The organism is Rhodoferax antarcticus ANT.BR, from assembly GCF_001938565.1.
GTDB lineage: Bacteria > Pseudomonadota > Gammaproteobacteria > Burkholderiales > Burkholderiaceae_C > Rhodoferax > Rhodoferax antarcticus.
Genome location: NZ_MSYM01000007.1, coordinates 205,217 through 230,077, shown reverse-complemented (window position 1 = coordinate 230,077; position 24,861 = coordinate 205,217). Strand labels below are relative to the sequence as shown.

Annotated in this window: 28 protein-coding genes and 1 pseudogene; 15 read left to right on the top strand and 14 right to left on the bottom strand. The window is 60.9% G+C overall.

From position 1 onward, the window contains the following. Positions 1–138 precede the first annotated feature (138 nt). Complete coding sequence (locus BLL52_RS04420) at positions 139–1,023, bottom strand: LysR substrate-binding domain-containing protein (RefSeq protein WP_075585603.1); 885 nt, start codon at positions 1,021–1,023, stop codon at positions 139–141. A 154-nt stretch (positions 1,024–1,177) separates the two neighbouring features. Here BLL52_RS04420 and asd point away from each other — a divergent pair, with 154 nt between their 5' ends. Next, positions 1,178–2,035, top strand: coding sequence for an archaetidylserine decarboxylase (gene asd, locus BLL52_RS04415; protein WP_075585484.1), 858 nt, complete (start codon positions 1,178–1,180; stop codon positions 2,033–2,035). Here asd and purU (BLL52_RS04410) read toward each other — a convergent pair. Next, positions 2,031–2,216 (bottom strand): annotated as a pseudogene (purU, locus tag BLL52_RS04410) (formyltetrahydrofolate deformylase); the annotation flags it as partial. The gene asd and the pseudogene purU (BLL52_RS04410) sit on opposite strands and share 5 nt — an antisense overlap. A 51-nt stretch (positions 2,217–2,267) precedes the next feature. Between purU (BLL52_RS04410) and BLL52_RS04405 the strand changes: the two are divergent. After that, on the top strand, positions 2,268–2,519 hold the full coding sequence (locus BLL52_RS04405; RefSeq protein WP_075585483.1) for a type II toxin-antitoxin system Phd/YefM family antitoxin: 252 nt from the start codon (positions 2,268–2,270) through the stop codon (positions 2,517–2,519). Between the two features lie 86 nt (positions 2,520–2,605). Then, entirely contained in the window at positions 2,606–2,941 is a 336-nt protein-coding gene (locus BLL52_RS04400; protein ID WP_198930589.1) for a type II toxin-antitoxin system VapC family toxin, read from the top strand. A gap of 3 nt (positions 2,942–2,944) precedes the next feature. On the opposite strand, the gene purU (BLL52_RS04395) is transcribed toward BLL52_RS04400, so the two are convergent. The 4 genes from purU (BLL52_RS04395) to BLL52_RS04380 form a co-directional block, all read right to left on the bottom strand. Continuing rightward, entirely contained in the window at positions 2,945–3,793 is an 849-nt protein-coding gene (purU, locus tag BLL52_RS04395) for a formyltetrahydrofolate deformylase (protein ID WP_075585602.1), read from the bottom strand. 469 nt (positions 3,794–4,262) lie between these two features. Next, a complete protein-coding gene (locus BLL52_RS04390; protein ID WP_075585482.1) occupies positions 4,263–4,571 on the bottom strand; it encodes a BTH_I0359 family protein in 309 nt (102 codons plus the stop codon). A gap of 96 nt (positions 4,572–4,667) precedes the next feature. Beyond that, a complete protein-coding gene (locus BLL52_RS04385; RefSeq protein WP_075585481.1) occupies positions 4,668–5,783 on the bottom strand; it encodes a DUF3108 domain-containing protein in 1,116 nt (371 codons plus the stop codon). A 29-nt stretch (positions 5,784–5,812) separates the two neighbouring features. Next, entirely contained in the window at positions 5,813–6,031 is a 219-nt protein-coding gene (locus tag BLL52_RS04380; protein ID WP_075585480.1) for a sulfite exporter TauE/SafE family protein, read from the bottom strand. Positions 6,032–6,131: 100 nt separating this feature from the next. On the opposite strand from BLL52_RS04380, the gene BLL52_RS04375 reads away from it, so the two are divergent. The 6 genes from BLL52_RS04375 (at position 6,132) to BLL52_RS04350 (ending at position 11,370) form a co-directional block, all read left to right on the top strand. Beyond that, positions 6,132–7,310 (top strand): NAD(P)/FAD-dependent oxidoreductase, encoded by a 1,179-nt coding sequence (locus BLL52_RS04375; RefSeq protein WP_075585479.1) that lies wholly within the window; start codon positions 6,132–6,134, stop codon positions 7,308–7,310. Between the two features lie 84 nt (positions 7,311–7,394). Next, positions 7,395–7,667 carry a 2Fe-2S iron-sulfur cluster-binding protein gene (locus BLL52_RS04370; protein WP_075585478.1) on the top strand — a complete coding sequence of 91 codons (273 nt, stop codon included), beginning with the start codon at positions 7,395–7,397 and terminating at the stop codon, positions 7,665–7,667. Further along, positions 7,667–8,998, top strand: coding sequence for an FAD-dependent oxidoreductase (locus BLL52_RS04365; protein WP_075585477.1), 1,332 nt, complete (start codon positions 7,667–7,669; stop codon positions 8,996–8,998). The genes BLL52_RS04370 and BLL52_RS04365 overlap by 1 nt, the downstream gene beginning before the upstream one ends. A 24-nt stretch (positions 8,999–9,022) precedes the next feature. Continuing rightward, positions 9,023–9,868: a transporter substrate-binding domain-containing protein gene (locus BLL52_RS04360; RefSeq protein WP_075585476.1), complete on the top strand. Its 846-nt coding sequence runs from the start codon at positions 9,023–9,025 to the stop codon at positions 9,866–9,868. Between the two features lie 45 nt (positions 9,869–9,913). Next, positions 9,914–10,570, top strand: coding sequence for an amino acid ABC transporter permease (locus BLL52_RS04355; RefSeq protein ID WP_075585475.1), 657 nt, complete (start codon positions 9,914–9,916; stop codon positions 10,568–10,570). Positions 10,571–10,608: 38 nt separating this feature from the next. Continuing rightward, a complete protein-coding gene (locus BLL52_RS04350; protein ID WP_075585474.1) occupies positions 10,609–11,370 on the top strand; it encodes an amino acid ABC transporter ATP-binding protein in 762 nt (253 codons plus the stop codon). 19 nt (positions 11,371–11,389) lie between these two features. Here the strand turns inward: BLL52_RS04350 and BLL52_RS04345 are convergent, their stop codons facing one another. Next, positions 11,390–12,667 (bottom strand): cation:proton antiporter, encoded by a 1,278-nt coding sequence (locus BLL52_RS04345; protein WP_158025674.1) that lies wholly within the window; start codon positions 12,665–12,667, stop codon positions 11,390–11,392. A 252-nt stretch (positions 12,668–12,919) separates the two neighbouring features. Here BLL52_RS04345 and BLL52_RS04335 point away from each other — a divergent pair, with 252 nt between their 5' ends. Further along, positions 12,920–13,669 carry a PhaM family polyhydroxyalkanoate granule multifunctional regulatory protein gene (locus BLL52_RS04335; protein ID WP_075585471.1) on the top strand — a complete coding sequence of 250 codons (750 nt, stop codon included), beginning with the start codon at positions 12,920–12,922 and terminating at the stop codon, positions 13,667–13,669. A 35-nt stretch (positions 13,670–13,704) separates the two neighbouring features. Next, positions 13,705–14,976, top strand: a complete 1,272-nt coding sequence (locus tag BLL52_RS04330) for an FIST signal transduction protein (RefSeq protein ID WP_075585470.1) — start codon at positions 13,705–13,707, stop codon at positions 14,974–14,976. Positions 14,977–15,059: 83 nt separating this feature from the next. Here the strand turns inward: BLL52_RS04330 and BLL52_RS04325 are convergent, their stop codons facing one another. The 5 genes from BLL52_RS04325 to BLL52_RS04305 form a co-directional block, all read right to left on the bottom strand. Then, positions 15,060–16,217: a hypothetical protein gene (locus BLL52_RS04325; protein ID WP_075585469.1), complete on the bottom strand. Its 1,158-nt coding sequence runs from the start codon at positions 16,215–16,217 to the stop codon at positions 15,060–15,062. Positions 16,218–16,273: 56 nt separating this feature from the next. Next, positions 16,274–16,825: a hypothetical protein gene (locus BLL52_RS04320; protein WP_241838997.1), complete on the bottom strand. Its 552-nt coding sequence runs from the start codon at positions 16,823–16,825 to the stop codon at positions 16,274–16,276. 156 nt (positions 16,826–16,981) lie between these two features. Next, positions 16,982–18,181, bottom strand: coding sequence for a tRNA guanosine(34) transglycosylase Tgt (gene tgt, locus BLL52_RS04315; protein WP_075585600.1), 1,200 nt, complete (start codon positions 18,179–18,181; stop codon positions 16,982–16,984). A 61-nt stretch (positions 18,182–18,242) separates the two neighbouring features. Next, entirely contained in the window at positions 18,243–19,073 is an 831-nt protein-coding gene (gene eutC / locus BLL52_RS04310) for an ethanolamine ammonia-lyase subunit EutC (RefSeq protein WP_420852613.1), read from the bottom strand. Next, on the bottom strand, positions 19,070–20,461 hold the full coding sequence (locus tag BLL52_RS04305) for an ethanolamine ammonia-lyase subunit EutB (protein ID WP_075585468.1): 1,392 nt from the start codon (positions 20,459–20,461) through the stop codon (positions 19,070–19,072). Before BLL52_RS04305 ends, eutC begins: the two co-directional genes overlap by 4 nt. A gap of 206 nt (positions 20,462–20,667) precedes the next feature. On the opposite strand from BLL52_RS04305, the gene BLL52_RS04300 reads away from it, so the two are divergent. Next, on the top strand, positions 20,668–20,931 hold the full coding sequence (locus BLL52_RS04300; RefSeq protein WP_075585467.1) for an AbrB/MazE/SpoVT family DNA-binding domain-containing protein: 264 nt from the start codon (positions 20,668–20,670) through the stop codon (positions 20,929–20,931). Continuing rightward, positions 20,928–21,317, top strand: a complete 390-nt coding sequence (locus BLL52_RS04295; RefSeq protein ID WP_075585466.1) for a type II toxin-antitoxin system VapC family toxin — start codon at positions 20,928–20,930, stop codon at positions 21,315–21,317. The genes BLL52_RS04300 and BLL52_RS04295 overlap by 4 nt, the downstream gene beginning before the upstream one ends. 11 nt (positions 21,318–21,328) lie before the next feature. On the opposite strand, the gene queA is transcribed toward BLL52_RS04295, so the two are convergent. Continuing rightward, a complete protein-coding gene (gene queA / locus BLL52_RS04290; protein WP_075585465.1) occupies positions 21,329–22,453 on the bottom strand; it encodes a tRNA preQ1(34) S-adenosylmethionine ribosyltransferase-isomerase QueA in 1,125 nt (374 codons plus the stop codon). 187 nt (positions 22,454–22,640) lie between these two features. Here queA and BLL52_RS04285 point away from each other — a divergent pair, with 187 nt between their 5' ends. After that, a complete protein-coding gene (locus BLL52_RS04285; RefSeq protein WP_075585464.1) occupies positions 22,641–23,288 on the top strand; it encodes a YiaD family glycine zipper/OmpA-like lipoprotein in 648 nt (215 codons plus the stop codon). 45 nt (positions 23,289–23,333) lie between these two features. Here BLL52_RS04285 and BLL52_RS04280 read toward each other — a convergent pair whose 3' ends face one another. Continuing rightward, the gene (locus BLL52_RS04280) at positions 23,334–24,071 is read right to left on the bottom strand and encodes a Crp/Fnr family transcriptional regulator (RefSeq protein ID WP_075585598.1); all 738 of its coding nucleotides are present in this window, start codon (positions 24,069–24,071) and stop codon (positions 23,334–23,336) included. A 249-nt stretch (positions 24,072–24,320) separates the two neighbouring features. Here BLL52_RS04280 and BLL52_RS04275 point away from each other — a divergent pair, with 249 nt between their 5' ends. Continuing rightward, positions 24,321–24,611 carry a response regulator transcription factor gene (locus tag BLL52_RS04275; RefSeq protein WP_338065723.1) on the top strand — a complete coding sequence of 97 codons (291 nt, stop codon included), beginning with the start codon at positions 24,321–24,323 and terminating at the stop codon, positions 24,609–24,611. Positions 24,612–24,861 lie beyond the last annotated feature (250 nt).

Below are 24,861 nucleotides of genomic sequence, written 5' to 3'. Positions count from 1 at the left end.
GGCTGCGACTCTACTGCGAGCCTGACCCGCGCTGCGTGAGTATTTTTGACAGCTATGTTGAAATATTGGAATGCTCTGATAAACATAGCTATTGACGCTTTATCCACAAAGGTTAGAGGCCAATTGTCTTTATAAAACTCATGCCAGACTGGCCTTCAACCAGTCGGCAAAGGCGACGCACTCCCAGCGTTCCATCATGCCGGTGCGCCAGCACAGGTAATGGGCGTGCGGGCTGGGGATGTTGCGGGTGAAGGCGTCGCTGTGGCCCAGACGCACCAGCGCACCGTGCTCCAGCCAGGGCTGCGCCAGCTTGAGCCGCGCCAGCGCCACGCCCATGCCAGCAGCGGCGCAATCGCACATCAGGCCAATGTCGTTGAACTGCGAGCCTTCCAGCGGTTCGGGCCAGTCCAGCCCCTGCGCGGCAAACCAGGTGCGCCAGGGCTCCAGCGGGCTGCGCAGCAAGGGCTCGCCTTCCAGGTCTTGCGCCAGCTCAAACGGCCCGTGTTCACGTACAAAGGCGGGCGAAGCCAGTGGGGTGACCTCGTCTTTGGTCAGGCAAACGTGTTCCATATCCGCATAGCGGCCGGTGCCAAAACGAATGATCAGATCCGCGTCTTCCGCCACCACGTCCAGCAGTGGGATGGACACCTGCAATGTGATGTCAATCTCGGGGTAGGCCTCGGTGAACTGGCGCAGCCGCGGGATCAGGATGGAGCGGGCAAAGGTGGGCGTGACGGCCAGGCGCAGCTTGCGTTTGCCCGAACTGGCGGCGGAGCTGGGAAAGCGCTGCAACATGTCCAGGCCTTCGCGCACATGCGCCAGGTATTCCACGCCTTCCACGGTCAGTGAAAAATCGGCGCGGCCAAACAGCTTGGTGCCGATGATCTGCTCCAGCTGTTTCACGCGGTGGCTGACCGCGCTAGGTGTCACACACAGCTCTTCGGCAGTCTGTGTCACGCTGCGCAGGCGTGCCAGCGCTTCGAAGGTCAGCAGGCATTGGATTGGGGGGATGCGGACAGGCATCAAGTGATTGTGGCACTGGCCGGGGGCACTTCAGTAAAATCGCTGTTTTCGCCAAGTCAAGCCACCGCCCCTTAGCTGACACTTGACGTCTTCTTTTCCAGAGCAGCGCCGCGCGAGCTTGTTTTCACCCCCTTTATCTCCAACTGGTGTCACTATGTCTGACCGCTTTGCCCTTTACTTGCAATATCTTTTGCCCAAGCAGGCGCTCACTTGGTGGGCTGGCAGCATTGCCCGCTCGCATGGTGGGGCGCTCACCACGCGGCTGATTGCCTGGTTTGTGAAGCGTTACCACGTCAACATGGCGGAGGCCGCCAACCCCGACATTGCCAGCTACCCCACCTTCAATGCCTTTTTTACCCGTGAGCTCAAAGCCGGTGTGCGCCCGCTGGCCCGCGCGGCACTGATTTGCCCGGTGGACGGCGCCATCAGCCAGTGTGGCCAGATCCAGGGCCAGCAAATGTTTCAGGCCAAGGGCCACCATTTCAGCAGCACCGCGCTGGTGGGCGGCGATGCCGCACTAGCCGCGCAGTTTGACAATGGTTTTTTTGCCACGCTGTACCTGAGCCCGCGCGACTATCACCGCATCCACATGCCATGCGATGGTCGCTTGACACGCATGATTTACGTGCCGGGTGACCTGTTTTCCGTCAACCCCGCCACCGCTCGGGGTGTGCCCGGGCTGTTTGCCCGCAACGAGCGGGTGGTGTGTGTGTTTGAGGGCAGCAGCGGGCCGTTCGTCATGGTGCTGGTGGGCGCCACGATTGTGGGCAGCATGGCCACCGTGTGGCAGGGTGCCGTCAACAACCCTCGGGCCGGTAAAGTATGCGACTGGCGCTATGACGATCAGAGCATTGTTTTGAGGCAGGGCGGAGAGATGGGGCGCTTTTTGTTGGGATCCACGGTGGTGATGCTATTCCCCAAAGGGCCGCTGCAGTTCAACCCGGCGTGGGTGCCGGGCGGGGCGGTGCAATTGGGGCAGGTGATGGCGGTGGATACCGCGACAGTGACCTGAAAATCACCGTCTTGTGACCATTAATCAGCACGCGGTGCTCGCCATGCCATTTCACCGCGGGTGCCAGCACTTGGCTCTCGGTATTGCGGCCTAAGGCGGTCAGGTCTTCCACCGTTTTGCTGTGGTCCACGCGGGCCACATCCTGCGCGATGATCGGACCTTCGTCCAGATCAGCGGTCATATCGCTGCAGCTGGTCTGGAATCTGGTCTAGTTGCCTTGAAGGAGGATGTCATGCCACAACTTTTGACCATTGGTGCCTGTGAAGCCAAGACCCACTTGGCCGACTTGATGCCCCAGGTGCGCAGCGGCCAAGAATTCACTATTACCCAGCGTGGTGAACCTGTGGCAGACCTGTTGCCCGCCGGTAGCGGTGTGCGTCAGGCAGGGCGGGCTGCGGCGCTGAAAATGCGACGGTTCATGGCCGATGTCCAAACCCGCGCACCTTGTGACATCAAGGCGCTGATCGAAGAAGGGCGCGACTGAAGCGGTTTGTGCTTGACAGCTCGGTGGTCATGCGCTGGCTGCTGCAAGATGGCAGTGATGAGTGATTGGCCTATGCCGAGAAAGTGTTGGCTATATTGGCACAGGAAAACAGTGAGGCACTGGTGCCGAGCATTTGGACACTTGAAGCTGCCAATGTGATGCTCAAGGCTCAGGGGAAAACCCTGGTGACCGAGGCGCGCTGTGCTGCTTTTGCTGGTTTGTTGCAAGACATGGACATCGCCACAGATCCGTTGACGGCTACCTACGCGGTGGGTGACACATTGCAACTGGCACGGCGCTTCAAACTGTCTTCTTGCGATGCGTCCTACCTAGAGCTCGGTTTGCGTGACGGCTTGCCACTGGCCACGCTGGATGGCGATTTGCGCAGCGCCATGCTGCAAACTGGCGTGGCGCTGGCTTGATCTTTACCTGAAAATCACCGTCTTGTGACCATTAATCAGCACGCGGTGCTCGCTATGCCATTTCACCGCACGGGCCAGCACCTGGCTCTCGGTGTCGCGGCCTAAGGCGGTCAAGTCTTCCACCGTTTTGCTGTGGTCCACGCGGGCCACGTCCTGCTCGATGATCGGGCCTTCATCCAGATCCGCGGTGACATAGTGCGCGGTGGCGCCGATCAGTTTCACACCTCGGTCATGCGCTTGGTAGTAGGGCTTGGCGCCCTTGAAGCTGGGCAGGAACGAGTGGTGAATGTTGATGGCGCGGCCTGACAGGCTTTTGCACAGGTCATTGCTCAAAATCTGCATGTAGCGCGCCAGTACCACCAGCTCGGCTTCTTCGTTCTGAATGATCTCCAGTTGTTTGGCCTCAACCGCTGTCTTGGTCGCGGCGGTGACTGGCAGGTGATGAAACGGCACGTTGTAGCTGGCGGCCAGTTGGTAAAACTCGCGGTGGTTGCTGATGATGGCACGGATGTCCAGCGGCAACAACCCGGTTTTCCAGCGAAACAGCAGGTCGTTGAGGCAATGGCCTTCTTTGCTAACCAGAATGACGGTGCGCATCGGCTGCGCTTGGGCGTGCAATTTCCACAGCATCTCATAGGGGTGGCCAAACTCCGACATCTGGGTTTTGAGGTTGTTAAAGCTGTGTTTGACGCAGGCAAACTGCACCCGCATGAAAAACAGGCCGGTGCTCTGGTCGTTGTATTGGGCCGCTTCTTCGATGTTGCCGCCGCGCTCCATCAAAAAACCGGAGACGGCATGCACCAGGCCCAGACGGTCGGGGCAGGAAAGGGTCAGGATGTAAACAGGGTTCATAGGGGCAGTATTGTCGCAGGCACTTTTGGTGGTTTTTGGCGGCCGGACAGGCTGTTTTTCAGGCGCTGCACCGCCTTGCAAGTCAAGCACTGAGTCGTGTGTCTGTTCCGTACGGATACGGCTTGCTGGGCTTGTGTTTTTATAAGCTTTTTGAGGCTCTAGCCCTTGTCCTACTTGCGCGGACAGCTATCAAATAAGTAACAGTCAGAAGCTGAATTTGACCAGTGCCTCGCGGTTGTGCACTGTTTGACGCGGGGTGTTTAAGCCTGTTGCTGATTCCCCGCTGGTGCCAGCGTTGGCAAAATGAATGGCTCAGTGTGTGGTGCAGGAGGCGCAACGCACCGGCATCCGCACGGCGGCCCCGGGTGGGCAAAAGGATGGTGGATGGGTTAACCGGGAATGCGTTGCCGCAGATTTGCCAAGGCGACAGAAGGAAAGGCTTAATTCAGGCGCTATGCAGGTTTGGTGATCAGTGCAGCACAACCGGGTTTTGCGCCAGTTCGGCGTACTGCTCCAGCTTGTCTTCCACTTCTTCTTGGGTGGGCGTGTTGAGCTGCCAGGCAGAAATCTGCTGCTGAAACAACTCGGCCCAGGAGCCGTCAAGGTAAACCTCTTTGCCATTGCGTTTGTCCACGATCTCAAAGCCGTGACGCGCCAGCCGCGGCACGATCAGCAGTTGCTCGCCTTCTTTCAGCGTGTCTGCTGGCACCTCTGCCGCCACGGCGTTGGCCAACATGTGCGTGACAGAGTAGGTATCAGAGTCGTAGAGGGTGTGCATGAACAAATTATGCTTGATTGCAGTTGCCAGTGCAGGTGGACGCCAAAGGCCGCAATTCAAGTGCCGGGTTGACAACTGGGTCAGGCTCGGATGAGGTCAGTCAGATCCGTCGGCAGAACTGGTGGATTCCCATTGCTGGTCAATGCTGTCGCCATTGGTCTCGGTGATGCGCACGCGCGCGGGCAGATAGCCCAGCTGCGGCGACAACCAGACTTCAACCTTCTGGTCATACGGCTGGCGTGGGTTGCGCTCCAGCCTCAGGCCGTCCACGCTGCCACCGGGCAAGTTCAGCACCTCAGACTGGATGACGGTGAACAACCAGACATCGGCAAAACGCGGTCCCACGGTTTGCAGGCTCACGGTGGTGCCGGGCAGATAGCGCTCGGGCGCACTGGCCACCAGTGCGCCTAGTTGCACCAGCACACTCAGGCGGTCTTGGGCGCCGGGCAACAGCTCAGCGTCTGGCGTGTTGGCGCTGAAGCTCACTTTGCCTTGGACATAGTTGAAGTGCGCAGCCACTTCGCTACGGTACTTGTCGGCAAAGCGTTCGGGTGCCAGGCCGGTGGGTGTGATGCGTCCCTGGCTGGTTTGCATCCGGGTCTGGCCCAGAATGCTGTAGCGCAGGCGCGCGCTGTAGTCAGCTCCCTGGTTGCGCCACAGAAGTTCGCCGCTCAGGGGGAACGGGAACTTGCTGGTCTTGACGACGTAGCTGAGCCTGACTGATGCACTTAGTTTGTCGGCGCTGAACGCCAGCGGCAGTGCCTGGGGTGATGCCTGTGGCTCGTCAGGTGGCTGCGAAGACGGCACAGCCGCCGATGGCGAATCTGCCTGCGCTAGGTCAGGTGCAGATGCCGCTGGCACTGTTGGCGCGGCGACTGGCGCGGACTCGGTGCCCCCCGCATTGGCAGTGGTCTCGGGCTGCTGTGTGTCGGGCGTGGCTGGGGCGATGGCGGCACTCTGGCGTGCCGACGCTTCAGCCTCGCCTTTGAGCCGGGTGGCTGTCTTAGGCGTTGCTGTGACAACTGAGCTTGGGGCAAGCGGCGCCTGGGCGTCTGGTTCTGACAGCGTGCGGGTCGAGAACATCACGGCTGGCATGTCGGCTGGCTGGGTTTGGTCGAGCGCGTTAGGCAAGGCGCGCAACAGCACCAGATGTGCCAACAGCACGGCCAGGCTCAGGACAAACCAGCTTTTAACAGAGGGCCAGCGGGACATGGTTGCCAATGCACAGGGAGTGAGCAGCCTCAAGCGCTGGTCACCTGGGCGTTGAAGGTCAGTAACAGCGCAAAGGCAATCAACCCCTCGCGTAGAAGCACCCCTGCGCGCCGTTCGGTGGCAACAGGCTGCAATGCGGTGGCAAAATTTGGAGCGTTGCGAATCGGTTTGCTGATCAGGATCGGCAAAAAGCTGGCGGAGACAAAGGTGTATTGCATGGGGGCAGTGTCGGCAGAATCAGTCGGCATCAAGCATATCTGCCAAACGGAGCGTCCAAATGTATCTAAAAGCGCGCGCCCTGACCGGCAAGCAGTTAAGCTTGCAGATTCAGAACATTTCACGCCCGTTTTGCCTGCTTCATCGGTCTACCCACTTCGCCCTGCGCGCCACGTTGTCGTGGTTGGGGCGGGCATTATTGGTGCTGCCATTGCCTATTTTTTAACGCAAGCAGGTGCCAGAGTTTCCCTACTGGAAGCCAAAACACCGGCATCTGGCGCCTCCGGCGCCTCTGATGGTGCGGTGTCGGTGGCCAGCAAGCGACCCGGTCCGATGATGCGATTGGCACGTGAGTCCCGCGCCATGTATGGCCAGTTGGCTGCAGACGGCCTGCTGCAGGGTATTTACCACCCGCGCCCAACCTATCTATTTGCCCGCACCGATGAAGAGGTCGCGCTGATTGCTCGCCAAGGCGCTGAGATGCTGGATCAGCAGGAGCGCATTTTGTCGCTGACGCATGCCGAACTGATGCAGCGTGTGCCAGGCCTGGGCACCCATGTGCTGGCCGGTATCAAAGTACCTGACGACGGTCACGCGCTGGGGTACCGGGTGGTAGACCGACTGCTGCAGGCCGCCAATGTGGTGCCACAGCGGCACACGCCGGTGCGCCAATTGGTGCTCTCAAACGATCGGGTGGTGGGAGTGCTGACCGATCAAGGGGTGATCACCGCCGACTGCGTGGTGGTGGCAGCCGGGCTGGGTGCCGCACCGTTGGTGGGTTTGCGGGATTTCCTGATTCCGCGCAAGGGCCAGTTGATCGTCACCGACCGCGCTTCCCAGTCGGGTGCCGCGCTGCCGGGGCCGCTGATGTCAGCGGGTTACCTGGCTGCCAAACGCAGAATCGTGTTGGGGCAAAGCAGCGTTAGCCTGGTCATTGATCCGTTGACGACAGGCCAATTTTTGATTGGCAGCAGCCGCGAAACCGGCTTCAGTGACCGGCAAACCGATGTGCAAACGGTCTCCACCCTGCTGCGCGAGGCGCTGGCGGTGTATCCGTTGCTGGCGCGCCTGCGGGTTATTCGCACGTTTGCCGGCATCCGCATCGGATCCCAAGATGGCTTGCCCATCGTCGGGCCACACCCCACCTTGTCGGGGTTATACATGGCGACCGGCATGGAGGGTGATGGCATTTGCCTGGCGCCGTTGCTGGGCAGCGCAGTGGCCGATATGGTGCTGGATGCGCCGGCGCGATTTGACCTTTCGGCGCTCAACCCGGCGCGACTGGGTGCGTTGCCCCTTCAATTGGGCTGATCCGCCCAGGTTATTGCCGGGTGGCGCAGAAGACCTTCCGTGCTGTGGTTAAATTAAATTTGCACAAATTCAAATCTGCTCACCATGCCCAACATCCTGTATTGGAATCAGACCGCCGTTGCGTTTCGCCCCGGTGAGACCCTTGCCGCCGCATTGCGACGCAGTGGGGTTAACGATCTGGGCGCGGCGTTTGGTGGCCAACAGGGGCGTTACTTTTGCGGCATTGGCACCTGCCAGTCTTGCCTGGTGTCGGTGGATGGTGCTTGCCCGGTCGAATCCTGCCTGACACCGGCCAGCCAGGGCATGCACTTAAGTGCAGCGCTGTCATCCAGCGATTTATCCGATGCAAACGGTTGATGCAAAGCGCTGATGTGCTGATCGTGGGTGGTGGGCCGGCCGGCATGGCCGCTGCCGCTGAACTGGCGCGACTCGGCCTGTCAGCGTTGCTGGTGGAGCAGCGCGACCAACTGGGGGGCGCCATTTACCGTCGCTTTGCCGGTGCGGGTGACACCCCGGTGAATTTGCCAAGTCATCACCGCAAGCACCGCGACGCGTTGGCGCAAGGTATTGCACAAGCCGCTGCACGGGTGTTGCCGATGCTGCAGTCCGTGCTGATTGGTGTTGACGGCGAGGGGCGTTTTTTGATTGACAGCCGACCGCTGGGCCGCGTCGTTGGGGTGCGGCCCAAGGCGGTGATGCTGGCCCTGGGTACGGTCGAACAGGTATTGCCGCGCGAAGGCTGGGAACTGCCGGGTGTGGTCACCGTTGGCGGCATGCAGGTGCAGCTCAAGGAAACCGGTGAGGTACCGCAAGGCCCGATTTTGCTGGCTGGCAACGGGCCTTTGCTGATGGCACTGGCGGCCCAGTTGGCCAGCGCCGGCAATCCACCGGTGGCCGTGCTTGAACGCGGGCAGCCAGTGGTGGCTGCCTTGCGCCATGCAGGTGTTGCCGCCAACGCGCTGCGCAGCTGGCCCAATGTTGCCGAAGCCCTGAGCTATGGCAATCGCTTGCTGCGTGCGCGCATTCCCTACCGCACTGGCTGGGCTGTGGAGTCGATTCGCGCCGTTGACAAGGGCTTGGTGGTCAGCAGCCGCCACGTCGGCGGCTTGTACCGGGAATACCTGGTGCGTCATGTGGCGCTGCACGATGGCCTGCAGCCCAACACCACTGGCTTGCCGACGGCGGATGGCCCTGGCATCGTGCGTATTGGCGATTGTCGTGAAGTGCTGGGCGCACAAGCCGCTGTGCTGGACGGGCGGCGCGGCGCGCAGGCGCTGGCACGCCATTTGGGCCGGTCAGTGCAGCCAGAGACGCAGTTGGACCTGGCTATCGCCAGGCTGCGGCGCACCCAGCAGGCGGTGGCCCAGCTCTTTGAGGCCCCACCCATCGTGCCCACACCCGATACCGTGATCTGCCGCTGTGAGGGGCTGCGTCGCGCTGATTTTGAGCAGTTACAGGTGGCCGGGTCCGCACATGAGCTGCGTCTGGTGGGTCGTTTTGGCATGGGTGCTTGTCAGGGCCGTTTTTGTGCCCAGGCCGTCAGTGAACTGGCGCACGCCAATGGCCTTGAATTTAACGCCGCCGAGCTCAACGGCGACGTCTTGCGTTGGCCGATGCGCCCGGTGTCGCTGGCCGCACTGGCCAATTACACCGACTTGGATGCCCTATTTTTACCAACGGCAAATTAATTGCCACCCAAAAGGAGAAAAGCCATGACAACCACCCACCGCCGTACCTTAATGATGGGCAGTGCCACCCTTCTGACCGCTGCACTGTTTTCCGCCCCAAGCTGGGCTCAGGACAGCACCCTGACCACCTGGGACCGGATCGCCAGCACCAAGACTCTGCGCATAGCCGCTGTAGCCGGTGGTGCGCCAAACTATCATAAAGACCTGGCCACCGGCGCCTGGAGTGGCATCATGATTGACCTGGCCAACAACCTTGCGACCCAGCTCGGCGCCAAGCTGGAAATCAAACAGACCACCTGGGGCAACGCAGTTTTGGACCTGCAGACCAACAAGATCGACATTTTTTTTGGCCTTAACCCGACCCCACAGCGGCAGAAGGTCATCACCTTCTCACTACCCCTGTACAACAACGCCTTCAGTCTGATTGCCAAGAAAGACTTCAACCCGACGACCTGGGACGAACTCGACAAGCCAGAAGTCACCATTGCGGTGGATGTTGGCTCGTCGTATGACAACCTGGTGACGACGATGTACACCAAGGCGAAGATTTTGCGGTTTGAGAAATCCGCCGATGCCACACTGGCGGTGCAAACCGGCCGTGCCGATGTGCAGCCACTGGTGGTCACGCTGGCGCCCGGCATTATTAAAAAGAACCCGAGCATTGGCCACATGGTGGTGCCAGAGCCGATCATGGCCACATCAACCAACGCCGGTATGCGCCAGGAAGCGGACCCGCGCTGGCAAAACTACGTGAATGCCTGGATTACTGAGCTGCGCAGCACCGACGCCATGAACACCATCGTTATGTCCAATCTGGACAAGCTCATGGACATCAAGCGCAGCGACATTCCGGCGATCGTCAGTTTCTAAGGCAAGACATTGCAGTAGCAGCAACCACCGTTTTTCGGAGCACGCGTGTACGAATGGAACTTTGGTTACCTGTGGCAATACCGCCAACTGTTTGTCAATGGCCTGATGGTCACGCTGGGCTACAGCCTGCTGTGTATCGTGTTCGGGCTGGCGGTAGGCTTGGTCTGCGGCATGGGCGGGCTGGCCAAAAACCGGCTTGTCTACCTGCCACTGAAATGGTATGTGGAGTTGTTTCGGGCGACGCCGGTGCTGGTGCTGATCATCTGGTTTTACTACGCGTTGCCAGTGCTCGTTGGCGTGGCCATGACGGCGCAGGTGGCCGCGGTGCTGGCGCTGTCGCTGTACGGCGGGGCGTTTTATTCCGAGATCATTCGCGGGGGCATCATCTCGATTGATGGGGGCCAGAGTGATGCGGCGCGCGCCTTGGGCATGACGCGCTTTCAGGTGATGCGCCGTGTGGTGATGCCGCAAGCCTTGCGCCGCATGACACCGCCGCTGATGAACCAGTCCATCATGCAGCTCAAAAATACCTCGCTGCTGTCGGTGCTGGCGCTGCCCGATTTGCTCTACCAGGGTCAGGCGGTGGCGCATGAAACCTATCGCCCGCTGGAGGCCTACACGCTGATTGCGTTGATGTACATCGCCATTTTGCTGCCCGCCAGCATGCTGGTACGCCGGTTGGAGGCCAAGCGTGTTGAATAAGCGCTATCACCGCACTGCTCCACGCCGCAAGGACTGCCATGATTGAAATCACCGGATTGCGCAAAAGTTTTGGCGACAACATCGTCCTCAAAGACATTTCCATGCGCATCAGCAAAGGCTCGGTGGTGGCGTTGCTTGGGCCCTCGGGGTCCGGCAAATCCACCCTGCTGCGCTGCGTCAACCTGTTGACCATTCCGGATCTGGGTTCTGTTCGGGTCGGTACCCATCAGATGACCTATTCGGGTGCTGCGACGCGCCTGCCCGGTGACCGTGCGCTGGCGCGTTTTCGGGCCAATACCGGCATGGTGTTTCAGCATTTCAACCTGTTTGCGCACATGACGGTGCTGCAAAACGTCATGGAAGGCCCGGTCACCGTGCTGCGCACGTCCAAGGCAGTGGCCCGTGAGCAGGCGCAAGCCTTGCTGGCCAAAGTGGGCCTGAGCGGCAAGGCCAACCAGCACCCCAGCCAACTCTCGGGCGGGCAAAAACAGCGCGTGGCGATTGCCCGGGCGCTGGCCATGCAACCGCAGGTGATGCTGTTTGACGAGGTTACTTCTGCCCTGGACCCCGAGCTGGTGGGAGAGGTGCTGGGGGTCATCCGCGATCTGGCCAAAGACGGCATGACGATGATCCTGGTCACCCACGAAATGGCCTTCGCGCGCGAGGTCGCTGATCAGGTGGTGTTCATGCGCGAAGGCATGGTGCTGGAAAGCGGTCCGGCCAAAGACATCATTGACAACCCGCAACACAGCGCCACGCAACAGTTTTTTGCCCGTTACCACGCCGCGCCAACGCGCTGACAGCGGTGGCAGCTACCGCTCAGGTTTTGGCCACAGACTGCTCTTCAGCGGCGTCTTTAGAGGCCTCGACGGGCGCGTTGGCAGACACCTCGTCAGGCGCGCCATTGGGTTTGAGCGTATCGCCAGACAGGCGCAGCGCCTTGACCGAAATCGGCGGCCCAATGGTTTCCAACACGGCCACAGCGGCCAATACCACAGAGCTCACTACAACGCCTTGTTCCGGGAACAAGAGCACCGTGGTGTTGACCAGCCCAATCGCCAGCCCAGCCATCGGGAGCAGCAGCAAGCCGGTGGTGGCCGACTGCCGCATTGGCAAGCCCTGTAGCCTGGAAGTCACCCCGACACCCGCCAACTTCGCCAGGCCCCGCACCAGCACAAACGCAGCGGCGGCCGGGGCGTACTCCAGCATTTCGGCCAGATGCAGGTTGGCACCGGCATAAACGAACAGGGCGATGAAGAACAGCTCAAATGCCGGGCCAAATTCCAGTTCAGCAATCAGATCCTCTTGCTCAAAGCTGCGCACTGCTACACCCAGTACCAACAGGGCAAATAGCGGTGACAGCTTCAGTGAGATGGTCGCGCCCAGTGTCAGTGTCACAGCACCCACAACCAGTGCCAGGTGGTATTGTTGGGCCGCTTTGGCAAAGCGCGTGGCACGGTGCAGGATGTAGCCGGCAACAATCCCGAGCACGGCCGAACCCAGAACGACGTAAAGCGGCCCGCCCAAAATGGTGCTTAGAGGAGCTTGCGCCCGGTTGTACAGCAACGGCAAAATTGCAGAAAAGATCAGGAAAGCCAGCACGTTGTTGAGCGCCACCAAGGTTTTTGCACTGTCAGACACCGGGCCCTTGGCGCCCACCTCATTGGTCACGTGGATCAGCACCGCGGGCGACGATGACACCGCCAATGCAGCAATCACTGCGGCCGGCAAATCGTCCAGGCCGAACAAGCGCATGGCAAACCAGACAGTAACAAAAGTCAGCGTGCTCTCCACCAATGAGACCACCACCAGCCGACGGTCGCGCAGTAGCAACTTGGCGTCGAGCGACAGGCCAAGCCGGTAAAGAATCAGCGCCAGAGACACATCAATGATGATGCGGGACTCGGCGAGCGCTTCGTAGCTGACGATATTGAGCACATTGGGCCCCACCAGCAAACCCACCAGCATGAAACCGGTGATGCTGGGCAGCCAGGGCCTGCGATGGGTGACGAAACCTCCGATGGCACCGCAAAACAGCAGGATGCCGAAAAAGAAGATCGTGTTGGACGCGAGAGGCCATTCCGGTAAAAAAGTCATCTGTGGGCGCAGTCTGGGCGGGAAGTCAATAGCGCGCCATTCTCGACGCAAACGGCTCACCGCAAACATCACGCCTGGGGTCGTTCGTTCATGGCCTGCAAAACGCTCTGGCTGGTGTGCATCGGTTTTATGTCTGAGCCGCTGGCGCAATGCCCCGTCACCCAGTCAACAGACCGCTGTGGCTGCACTTTTTTCCGGTGCATTGGGTTAAGCTGCGACTTGCACAGCATTTGCCAACCAAAGGAGCGCGTCATGAGTGATTCAAACAACACTGGGTTTTCCAATTTCATCCCCGGCTTTGATTTTTTGCAAAACCTGGCCAAAAGTACGGCGGGTTCCGTGCCGCACATGCCTAGCTGGATCGCCCCCACCCTGAGCGTGGAGGAGCTTGACAAACGCATCAACGAGCTGAAAACCGTGCAATTCTGGCTGGACCAAAACGCCAAGGCGCTAGCCGCCACCGTGCAGGCCCTCGAGGTGCAAAAAATGACTCTGGCCACGCTCAAAGGCATGAACCTGAATCTCTCCGAGATGGCCAACCATTTCATGCCCAAGGCAGCCGCCCCAACACCCGCCGCAACGTCTGCCGGCTACCAGTGGCCCGAAAAGGCAGCAACCCCGGCACAGCCGGTGGCCGAGGCGGCTGAGCAAGCGCCCGAAACCGCCAAGCCAGCCGCGCCTGCTGCTTCCCTGGCGGGTTTGGTAGACCCGATGCATATGTGGAGTGCGCTCACCCAGCAATTCCAGTCGATTGCCGCCAGCGCCATGGCCGAGGCAGGCAAGGTGGGTGCCATGGCTGAAGCAAGCCAGGCCAGCGCCGTGGACATGGGTGAGAACATGCTCAAAAGCGTCACACAAGGCGCGGCCAAAGTAGCGGCCAAGAAAGACACCGCAGTGGCCAAAAAAACCGCTGCGAAACCGGTTGCGGCCAAAACACCGGGTAAAAAAGCGGCTGCCAAAAGCGATGCAGACGCACCCAAAGCCATTCGCCGCAACCGCTAACACCACACGCCCGCGAGCCCCGCCGCAGTGCCGCCATGAAGCTGTTTCCTTACGCACACGCCACCCACCCGCAGTGGCCCATGGCCGCTGGCCTGGTGCTGGCGCAGTTGCGTGCGCAGATGGCATTGCTTGGCTATGCCAGTGCGCCCACGCTGGCGCTGCTCTACATCACCGACCGCTACGTGCCTCATGCGCAAGAGATTCTGGAGCACCTCAGCGGCGAGTTGCCCGAGATCACCGACTGGGCTGGCACCGTGGGCGTGGGCATTGCCGCCAACAATGTGGAATATGTCGACGAACCCGCGCTGGCCGTCATGCTGTGCGAGCTACCCACCAACCAATACCGCGTGTTCTCCGGCGTGGCACCGCTCGGGCTGGCCTTTGAGGCGCACTCTGCGCTGGTGCATGCGGATCCGCAGACACCAGACCTGCCTGAGCTGATTGCCGAGCTGGCCGAGCGCACCGACTCGGGTTACCTGTTTGGCGGGCTCTCTTCCAGCCGGGGCAAATCGGTGCAGTTTGCGGTGGCGGGCGACGGTAATGTCAAAGGCCAGGGCGCTGCCAGCGGGGTGTTCAGCGGCGGTTTGAGTGGTGTGGCCTTTGGTCCGGGTATTCGCATGGTGTCACGCGTCACGCAAGGTTGCCTGCCGGTGGCGCGCTCGCACCAAGTGACCGCTGCTGAGCACAACGTGGTGCTGGCGCTGGACGGCGAACCCGCGCTGGATGTGTTGCTGCGCGAGCTTGACGTGACCCTGGAGCAGCCGCGTGAAGCGCTGCTAGCGGTGCGCGCCACGCTGGCGGGGTTGACCGAGCGCCGCGGCCTCTCAGGTGCCACGGGCGACCTGCCTGCCATCACCCGCACCGGTAACTTTGGCAGTGACGTGTTGGTGCGCCACATCATCGGACTGGACCCGGCGCGCTACGGCATTGCCCTGGCGTCCCCGGTGAAAGAGGGCATGGAGCTGGCTTTTTGCCAGCGCAATGTGCAGGCGGCACGCGCCGACCTGATGCGCATCTGCGCCGAAATCCGTGAAGAACTGGAGCCGCAAGAACTGGCACTGGAGTTTGCTACCGCGCTGGCCGCCAGCGAGGCCGAGTCAGCGCCGCACCCGGCACGCGGCATTGCCGGGGCAATTTATGTGAGCTGCGCCGGGCGCGGTGGCGAGCATTTTGGTGGCCCCAGTGCCGAGATGCAGATCATCCGCCGCGCGTTGGGCGATGTGCCGCTGGTGGGCTTTTTTGCCGGTGGTGAAATCGCTCGCAACCACCTGTATGGCTACACCGGTGTGCTCACGGTTTTTACATAAGAAAACGGCCTCTGACCCTTATGGAATAAGCGCAAGCAGCTACTTATAACGTAGCAAGTGTATGTGCAAAGGGTCTTGTTTCTCTACAGGCCGCCAAAGTCGAGCGGGTTAAATTCGTCATACCGCAGTTCGTGCTGCTCGCGCAGCCAGCGCTTGAAGTAGCGGTCGTCAGGTACTTGGGCCAAGTCGTACTGCATGCTGGCAATGTCAGCTTCAAGTTCTTTCTTCTGCTCTGAAAGTTGCCGTTTGAGGCTGGCCGGGCTCAGGGGCGCGTACATCGGCAAGCCGAATTCGGTAACGGTTTGCCGCTCTACTTTGTACAGCTCACTGGTCAGCACCTTGACCCGCTCCTTGAGCAAGGCGGTCAACGCGGCCAGTTTCTCATGGGCCATGCTGCTGATCATGCGCTCATCCACCAGGTCGGCCTGCAGCTGCAACTGCAGCAGCGCCAGCAGGTCGCGCCGCTCGTAAGCGGCATTGGCTTCTTTCATCAGCGCTGTTTTGCGTAGTTGTTCGACCGGGTCGGTCTCGCGATCCGGGTGCAGGGCACTGGCCAACTGGCGATAAATGGTGCGCAGCGCGCCGTCAGCGTCAAGCGCTTGTTGGTCAGCCTTCTTTTGCGTGGCGGTTTTTTTGCGCTTGGCAGCCCCACCGCTTGCACGGGCCTGGTTGGCGGCCTCTGCTTGGGCCTGCATTTTGGCTATGCTGGCGCGCATCAGGTCGTCCAGATTCTCAAATTCCTGGTCATCTTCGCCCAGCTTTTCGCCCAGAATGCCTTCTATGAAAGACTGCATGTCGCTCGCCGCGGTCTTGCCCTGCTCTTCAAGAGACTCGGCTGCGTGGGCATCGTGCAGTGCCTGCATGGTTTCATCGCCCTCCATGGCCAGGCTGCCCGAAAGACTGCAAATCATTTCGGCTGCGATGGCTTTGAGTTTGGCGCTCAACCCCTTTTGCTTGAGCCGCTCATCCAGCCACCAGGCCATCTTGCGCACCAGCGTGTCGAACTCGGTTTTCAAGGGCGTCAGCGTGGTGGAAAACTTCACACGGTGGCTGTCAGCCAATGCCTGTGCGGCCTTAATTTTGGCCACCAAGGACTCGGTCTGGTCAATCAACTGGTTGAAGCGCCTTTGCGCCGGTGACGTCTTCGCCGCTTCAAACTTGAGGGCGGTCAGCTTACCCCGCTTGGCTGTGTTGGGTGCGCTGGATGCATCATCCGGAAACGGGAGGCTGTGTTGGGTCATGGTGTGCGTTCAAAAGGCTGGCGAACAGGCGAAATTGTATGTAAAGGCTGGGCGCACTAGTCCAGCTTCCAGCGGGCACGGGTGCGCTGCCAGGCGCGGCGCAGTCGCGTTTTCATCATCCGGCCAAAGCGCCACGGCCAGCTGACGCGGACCTGCGCTAGTAACGCCTCTTTCCAACTGATCCAGCGCGCATGCCAATGTGCAAACCAGGCCAGTTGCAGCAAGGCCGGGCGTGTCAGGGTGAACAGCCGCGCCACAATCGCCGTGCCCACCACCTTGGCACCCAAAATGATCAACGTGCCCAGCACCACCTGACCCTGGCCAATCGCCCACAGCGCCAGCAGTTTCACCGGCAGCAGCAGCAAGGTAGGCGCCAGAAACAGCACCAGCGCCGCGTAGGGTGGTAGCGTCTGAATGCGGCCCTCCAGCCAGCGCAGCCCCGGCAAGCGCCCCACCCAGGCCAGCGCCCGCTGCAGCGGGACCCAACCCCATTCCTCAAACAGGATGATGAGTGCCAGCAGGACGCCAAACAAGCCGCGCACCAAGCGCATCGGCCAGCGCAACAGGCGCTGCCAGAGGGTGGTGGGGTGTTCTTGGGGGTTGTCCACGGAGATCAAAACGTATATAAGAAATCGGCCTCTAGCCCTTGTTTAGATTGCGCCTTTAGCTATAAAAATAGGATTTTTCAAACGTTTCTGCGCGAACTGCGGATGTGGCAAGACGAGGCAAAAACAGGGGCAGGCGCTACGGCCACAGCGCATGGTTCAGACCCCGCGCGCCCGATCTGCCTTGAACTGTGCCCGGAAGGCGCCAAAGCTGCTGGTGTCGAGTGACGTCCGAATTTCGGTCATCAGGTTCAAGTAATAGTGCAGGTTGTGGATGCTGGAGAGCATCGGGCTGAGCATCTCGGCGCAGCGGTCCAGGTGGTGCAAATAGGCGCGGCTGAAGCCGCCGCTGACCGTGCCGTCAGGCCGGGTTTGGCCCTTGCAGGCGTAGCAGGTGCAGCTGGTGTCCAGCGGGCCGTGGTCGGTTTTGTGGCGCGCGTTGCGGATTTTCAGATCACCAAAACGGGTGAACAGCGTGCCGTTGCGGGCGTTGCGGGTGGGCATGACGCAGTCGAACATGTCCACCCCTTGCACCACGCCTTCCACCAAATCCTCGGGGGTGCCGACACCCATCAGGTAGCGCGGTTTGTGCGCGGGCAGGCGGTGTGGGCTGTGCGCCATGACGCGCAACATTTCGTCCTTGGGTTCGCCCACGCTGACACCGCCCACCGCGTAGCCGGGGAAGTTCATGGCGACCAGCGCGTCCAGCGACTCCTGGCGCAGGTGCTCGAACATGCCGCCTTGCACGATGCCAAACAGCGCGTTGGGGTTTTCCAGCCGGGCGAACTCGTCCTGGCTGCGTTTGGCCCAGCGCAGGCTCATTTCCATGCTGGTACGGGCTTCGCGCTCGGTGGTGATCTGGCCCTTGGTTTTGGGCTCGACCGACAAATACGGCGTGCATTCGTCGAGCTGCATGGCGATGTCGCTGTTGAGCGTGGTCTGGATTTGCATGCTGACCTCGGGCGACATGAACAGTTTGTCGCCATTGACGGGAGAAGAAAAATGCACGCCCTGCTCGGTGATCTTGCGCATGGCGCCCAGGCTCCAGACCTGGAAGCCGCCCGAGTCGGTCAGGATGGGTTTGTCCCAGCGCTCAAAACCGTGCAGGCCGCCAAAACTGCGCATCACGTCTTGGCCGGGGCGCATCCATAGGTGAAAAGTGTTGCCCAGAATGATTTTTGCGCCCATGTCTTCCAGGCTGGCCGGCATCACGCCTTTGACGGTGCCATAGGTGCCGACCGGCATGAAGATGGGCGTTTGCACCACGCCGTGGCTCAGGGTGAGCGCGGCGCGGCGGGCGTGGCTGCCAGCGTAGTCGCCTTGCGCGGGGTCGGTTTGGAGAAGGTCGAAATTCAGCATGGCGCTATTGTCAGGCAGGCTTGGCGGCGTGATGCCAGCCACTCAGCCAAGACGGCGCAAGTCAATCCAGATGAAGGCGCTCAGGCGACGTGTGCTCAAGCGCCGGGCTGTCGTCTTTCAGCCCCACGCCGGTGACACCGCCCTGCAAGGCCGCGCGGCACAGCCAGGCCAGTTTGTGCGCCGCCTGGTCATACGGTAGGCCTTCCGGGCGCACGTTGGAGATGCAGTTGCGCTCGCTGTCCATGCGGCCAATCTGCGGCGCATAAGTGATGTAAATACCGAGACTCGCAGGTGAGCTAAGCCCTGGCCGCTCTCCAATCAATAGCACCACCAGGCGCGCGCCGAGCAAGCTGCCAACCTCGTCACCAATGGCCACCCGGCCTTGGGCGGCCAGAATCACCGGGTTTGACTGCAGATCTGTTGCCCAGCAGGCGCGAAACTGCGCCAGCAGTGGCTGGGCGTGCCGGCGCACCGCCTCGGACGACAAGCCGTCTGCCACCACAATGACCAGCTCGGTGGCTCTGGGCTGGGCTGATAGCAGCGCGGCGTCGTCCACATGCAGCCGCCGGCCCAGGTCCGGGCGCAGCAAATAGCTTTGTCGATGGGCCGCCTGGCTGCGCACTTGCAGGCTTGGCCAGCCGTCTGCCTGCAACTGCGCGGCCAGCGCCGCCAAGTCCAGCGGCGTGTGCACTGCGTCGCGCGCTTGCGCATGCGCCAGGCCCAGGCGCAGCACCTCGGCAGTGGGCAAGCTGGCACCCACTCGGCCCAAGGCAATGCGGGCCGAGGTGTGCTGGCGCAAGCTTTCCCAGGGGTCAGGGCGCACCACGTGCCGCTGCATCTGATCTGGCGGCGCTGCTATCAAGGCGGTGGCCGAGGGCTGCTGATCAATCACACGGTGCCCATGTGTGGCAACTGCTGCATCAGCCGATGGTTAGCGGGTGCTTCCAAAAGCTGCCCCTGCGCATTGGTCAGACCCATGCGCAGCAGCCAGGCATCAAACTCGGGCGCGCGCTTCAGGCCCAGCAGGCTGCGCAGGTACAGCGCGTCATGGAACGAGGTGCTTTGGTAATTGAGCATGATGTCGTCGCCGCCCGGCACGCCCATGATGAAGCTCAGGCCCGCATTGGCCAGCAGCGTCATCAGCGTGTCCATGTCGTCGGCGTCGGCTTCGGCGTGGTTGGTGTAGCACACGTCGCAGCCCATGGGCACGCCCAGCAGCTTGCCGCAAAAATGGTCTTCGAGCCCGGCGCGGATGATCTGTTTACCGTCATACAAATACTCGGGGCCGATGAAGCCGACCACCGTGTTGGTCAGCAGTGGCTTGAACTCGCGCGCCACTGCGTAGGCGCGCGCCTCGCAGGTTTGCTGGTCCACACCGTGATGGCCGTTGCTTGAGAGGGCGCTGCCTTGGCCGGTTTCGAAATACATCAGGTTGTCGCCGACCGTGCCACGGCGCAGCGAGAGCGCCGCCTCACGCGCCTCTCGCAGCAGCGCCAAATTCACGCCAAAACTGGTGTTGGTGGCCTCGGTTCCGGCAATCGACTGGAACACCAAATCCACCGGCGCTCCTCGTTCTATAGCTTTAATCTGAGTGGTGACGTGGGTTAGCACACAACTTTGCATGGGAATGTCAAAACGGCAGCGCACGTCGTCAAGCATTTGCCACAGGCCGGTCATAACCTGGAGAGAGTCACTCGCCGGGTTGATGCCCACCACTGCATCGCCCGCGCCGTACATCAGCCCGTCCAGCAAGCTGGCAGCAATGCCGCGCAGGTCGTCGGTGGGGTGGTTGGGCTGCAAGCGCACGCTCAAGTGGCCTGGCAGGCCGACGGTGTTGCGAAAGCGGGTGACCACATGGCACTTGCGTGCCACCGCAATCAAATCTTGGTTGCGCATCAGCTTGCTCACTGCTGCCGCCATCTCGGGGGTGATGCCGGGTGCCAGCTCGGCCAGCGTGGTGCTGTTAGTGCTGTCAAGCAGCAGCCAGTTGCGGAAATCACCCACGGTCAGGTGGCTGATGGGGGCGAAGGCGGTGGCGTCGTGCCGGTCGATGATCAGGCGGGTGACTTCGTCCGTTTCATACGGGATCAGAGCCTCTTTCAAAAAGGTTTTGAGCGGCAAGTCGGCCAGCACCAGGCGTGCGGCCATGCGCTCCTGCGCGCTGCTTGCGGCCAGCCCCGCAAGTGCGTCGCCTGAGCGCGCCGGGCTGGCGCGTGCCATGACCGCGCGCAGATCAGCGAACACATGGGTTTGGGTGCCAAGGGCGCAACGGTAGGCCATGTGCGCATTTTGCCTGCTGTGTCGCCGTATGGCACATGCCAGTGCCGCGTGCATGTATGCCACCGGCGGCGGCGGTTGGCGACGGATGATCGTTTAACAGGGCTGGGCGTCGGGCCATACAACGACGCACTGAACAACCTATTTACTGAGCGCGACGCTTTACGTCATGATATTCTTTACTTTTGCAATTGGTAAGGAGATTGTCGATGTCTGCTATTTTGAAAACCTCTGAAGCCACCGAATTGCTGCGGGTTGAAGCCGTGGTCTCAACCAAAGGCCAGGTCACGCTGCCTGCTGCCATGCGCGCCAGGTTGGGCATTGGCCCTGGTTCACACATCCATTTTGAGTTGCGCGGGCAAGAACTGGTGATCAAGCCAGAAGTGCCGATGGGCGCGTACTATGGCATGCTCAAGGGCTACGACCTGGGTGACATTGAGCCGGAAAAAGAACCGGATCGGGAGTTTGAATGAACCTTGTGGATTCTTCCGGCTGGATCGAGTTTTTCAAAGCCGGTGCCAATGGGCCGATCTTCAAGCCGGTGATCGAAGACCGGCACCGCCTGTTGGTGCCCACCATTGCGCTGTTCGAGGTGCACAAAGTGTTTAGCCGCGCTCTACCGCAAGACCTGGTGAAGCGTTGTCTGGATGTCATGCGGTTGGGTAAGGTGCTGGATTTCACCGACCGCCGTGCCATTGCCGCGTCCCAGGTGGCGGCGCAGCACAAGTTGGCCATGGCCGATGCAGCCATGTACAGCATGGCGCAAGAGTTTGGTGCCACGTTTTGGACGCAGGATGTCGACTACCAAGGGCTACCCGGCGTGCAGTACCACGTCAAAGCAGTGCGGCAAATCGATTGACGTGAATCGCGTCAGGCCCGGCGCGCCAGCAGCATGGCGTCGCCATAACTAAAGAAGCGGTATTTTTCCCGGATGGCATGGGCATACAGCGCGCGGATGTGCTCGAACCCCGCAAAGGCGCTCACCAGCATCATCAGGCTTGATTTGGGCAGGTGAAAGTTGGTGATCAAAGCGTCCACCACCTTGAAGTCAAAGCCGGGGGTGATGAAGATGCGGGTGTCTCTGGAAAATGGGGTCAGAGCGCGCGGCTGCTGCGCCATTGGTGATCCGATTCCGTTTTCCAGCGCCCATGACTCCAGCGTGCGCACCGTGGTCGTGCCCACCGCCACCACTCGCCCGCCGCGTGCATGGCAGTCGGCAAGAGCTTGTTGGGTAGCCACTGGCACCTCAAACCACTCGCTGTGCATTTGGTGCTCGGCCAGGTTTTCGGTTTTGACCGGCTGGAACGTGCCCGCGCCCACATGCAGTGTGACGTGGGCGCGCTGCACGCCCATGGCGTCAATCTGCGCCAGCAGCGCTTCGTCAAAGTGCAGTGCAGCGGTGGGGGCAGCCACCGCGCCGGGGTTTTTAGCAAAAACCGTCTGGTAGCGCTTGGCATCTTCTGGCGAGTCGGTGTGGGTGATGTAGGGCGGCAGCGGTACATGGCCGTGGCGCGCCATCAGGGTGTAGGGGTCGTCGCCCGCGTCGTTGCTCAGCACAAACCTGAACAGCGTACCCTGCTCGTCTGGCCAGCGGCCCAGCAGTGTGGCGCTCAGGTGCTCGCGGGTGCCAGGTGCTCCGATGAGCGCCAAGCTGGTGCCGACCTCGGGCTTTTTGCTGACCCGCATGTGCGCCGCCACCTGGTTGGCGCCCAGTACACGCTCCACCAGCAATTCGACCTTGCCGCCCGTGGGTTTTTCGCCAAACAGGCGCGCGTTCATGACCTGGGTATCGTTGAACACCATCAGGTCACCGGGCTGCAACAGCGCGGGCAGACCACGGAAAATCCGGTCAACCGGCGTGCTGGCGCTGCCGTCCAGCAGGCGCGAGCCGCTGCGCTCGGGCGCTGGGTGCTGCGCAATTAGCTCGGGTGGCAGCTCAAAATCGAAGTCGCTGAGCGTGTAGGGGCGTGGATGGAGTGGGGTGTTGATGTTCATGCTGCTTGAGGGGTTGACAGGCCCCGTGCCAAGTCAAAAGGGGGGGCTTATTGTCGCAGTCAACAGCAGGAAGTCGGCGTTTATGCCAACTAGTCGTGGTTGGCAGACGGTATGTTCGGTGGCGCACGCTGTGCCGAGCATGCGAATGGTATAAATTTAATCTTTTTTTAATTTTCAAGGAATCACCATGAACCTCTCGACAACTTCTGCCCGCTTGACCACCACGGGGCTGACCGCCATCGCCTTGTTGATTGGCGGCTGCGCCAATATGTCGGATGCGCAGCGCAGCTCAGCTATCGGCGCTGGCGTGGGTGCGTTGGCGGGTGTGGCTATTGGCGACAGCACCAAGTCGACGGCGATTGGCGCTGGCCTGGGCGCGCTGGGTGGCTACATCTGGTCGAATCAGATGGCGCAGAAAAAAGCCGCCATGGAGCAGGCTACCGCGGGTACCGGCGTCGCAGTGACGCAAACCGCCGACAACCAACTCAAGCTCAACATTCCGAGCGACATCTCGTTTGACACTGGGCGCTCCAACATCAAGCCCAATCTGCGACCGATTCTGGATCAGTTTGCGCAAGGTCTTTCCAGCCAGCCCAACACCGAGATACGCATCATTGGCCACACCGACAGCACCGGCTCGGACGCCATCAACAACCCGCTGTCCATCAACCGCGCAGCCAGCGCGCGTGACTACTTGGCCGCGCGTGGAGTGGATTCACGGCGCATTCAGATCGACGGTCGTGGCTCGCGCGAACCCATTGCCAACAACAATACTGAATCGGGTCGGGCGCAGAACCGCCGTATCGAAATGTTCTTGGCAGAGCGTGCGCGCTAACTAAGGTTGTTGTCCGCGCGGGCCGTTGCGGCCTGCCCGGGTTTTTCAAGCCGCCAGCGGCAACGGCATAGGCATGGTGCGTTCGTACTGGTTCTTGGCCGCGGCATAACACTCACAGGCGCCGCGTTCCAGGCGATGACGATCCAGCACCGTGACCCGACCGCGGCTATATCGGATCACGCCGCCTAGCTGCAATTTGTGCGCCGCTGCGGTGATGCTTTCGCGCCGCACGCCCAGCAGGTTTGAGAACTGTTCGTGTGTCACTGACAGCTCGCTATGGGTCGAGCGGTCTAGGCCGATCAGCAGACGACGACAGAACTTTTGTTCGACTGAATGAAAGTGGTTGCATACGGCCATTTGGGAAATTTGCGCGACCTGCGAGTGCGCGTAGCGCAGCAGCATGGGTAAGGCGGGGCCGCCCTGTGACAGCTCCTTGCGCACCGTCTGCGCGCTCAATCGGTAGCCAATACCAGCACTTTGCACTACCGCCTCGGTGGCTGTGGTGCTCGAACCCATCACCGAATCCATGCCGATGACACCGTCGTTGCCCACCGCACAAATCTCCGTGGATACGCCTTCTCGTGTGAAGTACAGCAGGGAAACGATGGCGGTGGTCGGGAAGTACACATAAGCAGGGCTTGCAGTGGATGTATACAGCTGTTTGTCGACCGGGAGGTCGACGATCTCGAGCTGACCGCGCCAACGCGTCCACACCGACTCGGGCAGCGCTGCTAAAAAGTGATTTTGGCGTGGATCGCCGGTAGGGCCTGAGTGAATGTGCATGGTGCGCTCCTTATGGTTGGTTTGCGTACAGATGATGCCGATTGACATTGGTCAGGCCTATCGGCGGCCACCCTCAAGCGTCGTGGGTTTTGTCCTACACAGCGTTTTACCCAGGTTTTTGCATCAACTTGGCAAATCGTGCAAAGGGCGGCATTGACCTACGGCGTTCAGGCTGCGGAACGTGTCAATGACTTCTCGGTAGCCTTGGTGTTCTCAACCAGCGCGTTGGAAACCGAAAGGCCTTTTGTTGTGAACTTGCGTGTTTCTCTCGTTGAAGACAATCTGACGATCCGAATCAGCTTGATGGACATGCTGACCGACTTGGTGGACGCGCGTATGGTTGGCATTGCGGAGCAACAAGCCGATGCGGTTCAGTGGTTAAACGAGCATTCAGACGAATGGGACGTGGCCATCGTGGACATTTTCCTCAAGCGTGGATCCGGGTTGCCGGTGCTGACTGCCTGCGCTAGGCGCTCGCCCAAGCAGCGGGTGCTGGTCTTGTCCAATTACGCCACGCCCGAAATACGCACACGCGCGTAACACTCGGGTGCTGAGCGCGTTTTTGACAAGTCGCAAGACGTGGATGCGCTGATTGATCACTGTACCGAAGTGCGTCTGGATGTGAGTCAGCCCTGAAACAGGCGCTCATCCTGCGGCCCCTCACACTGCAACGACGATGGCGACGATGGCGACGTTGACGGCGGATGTGGCGGATGTGGCGGGTGGCCGTCTGTCAGGGCGCCACCGCTCAAGTCCGTGACGCCCTGCGGTCAAGCGCAAATTGCATCAG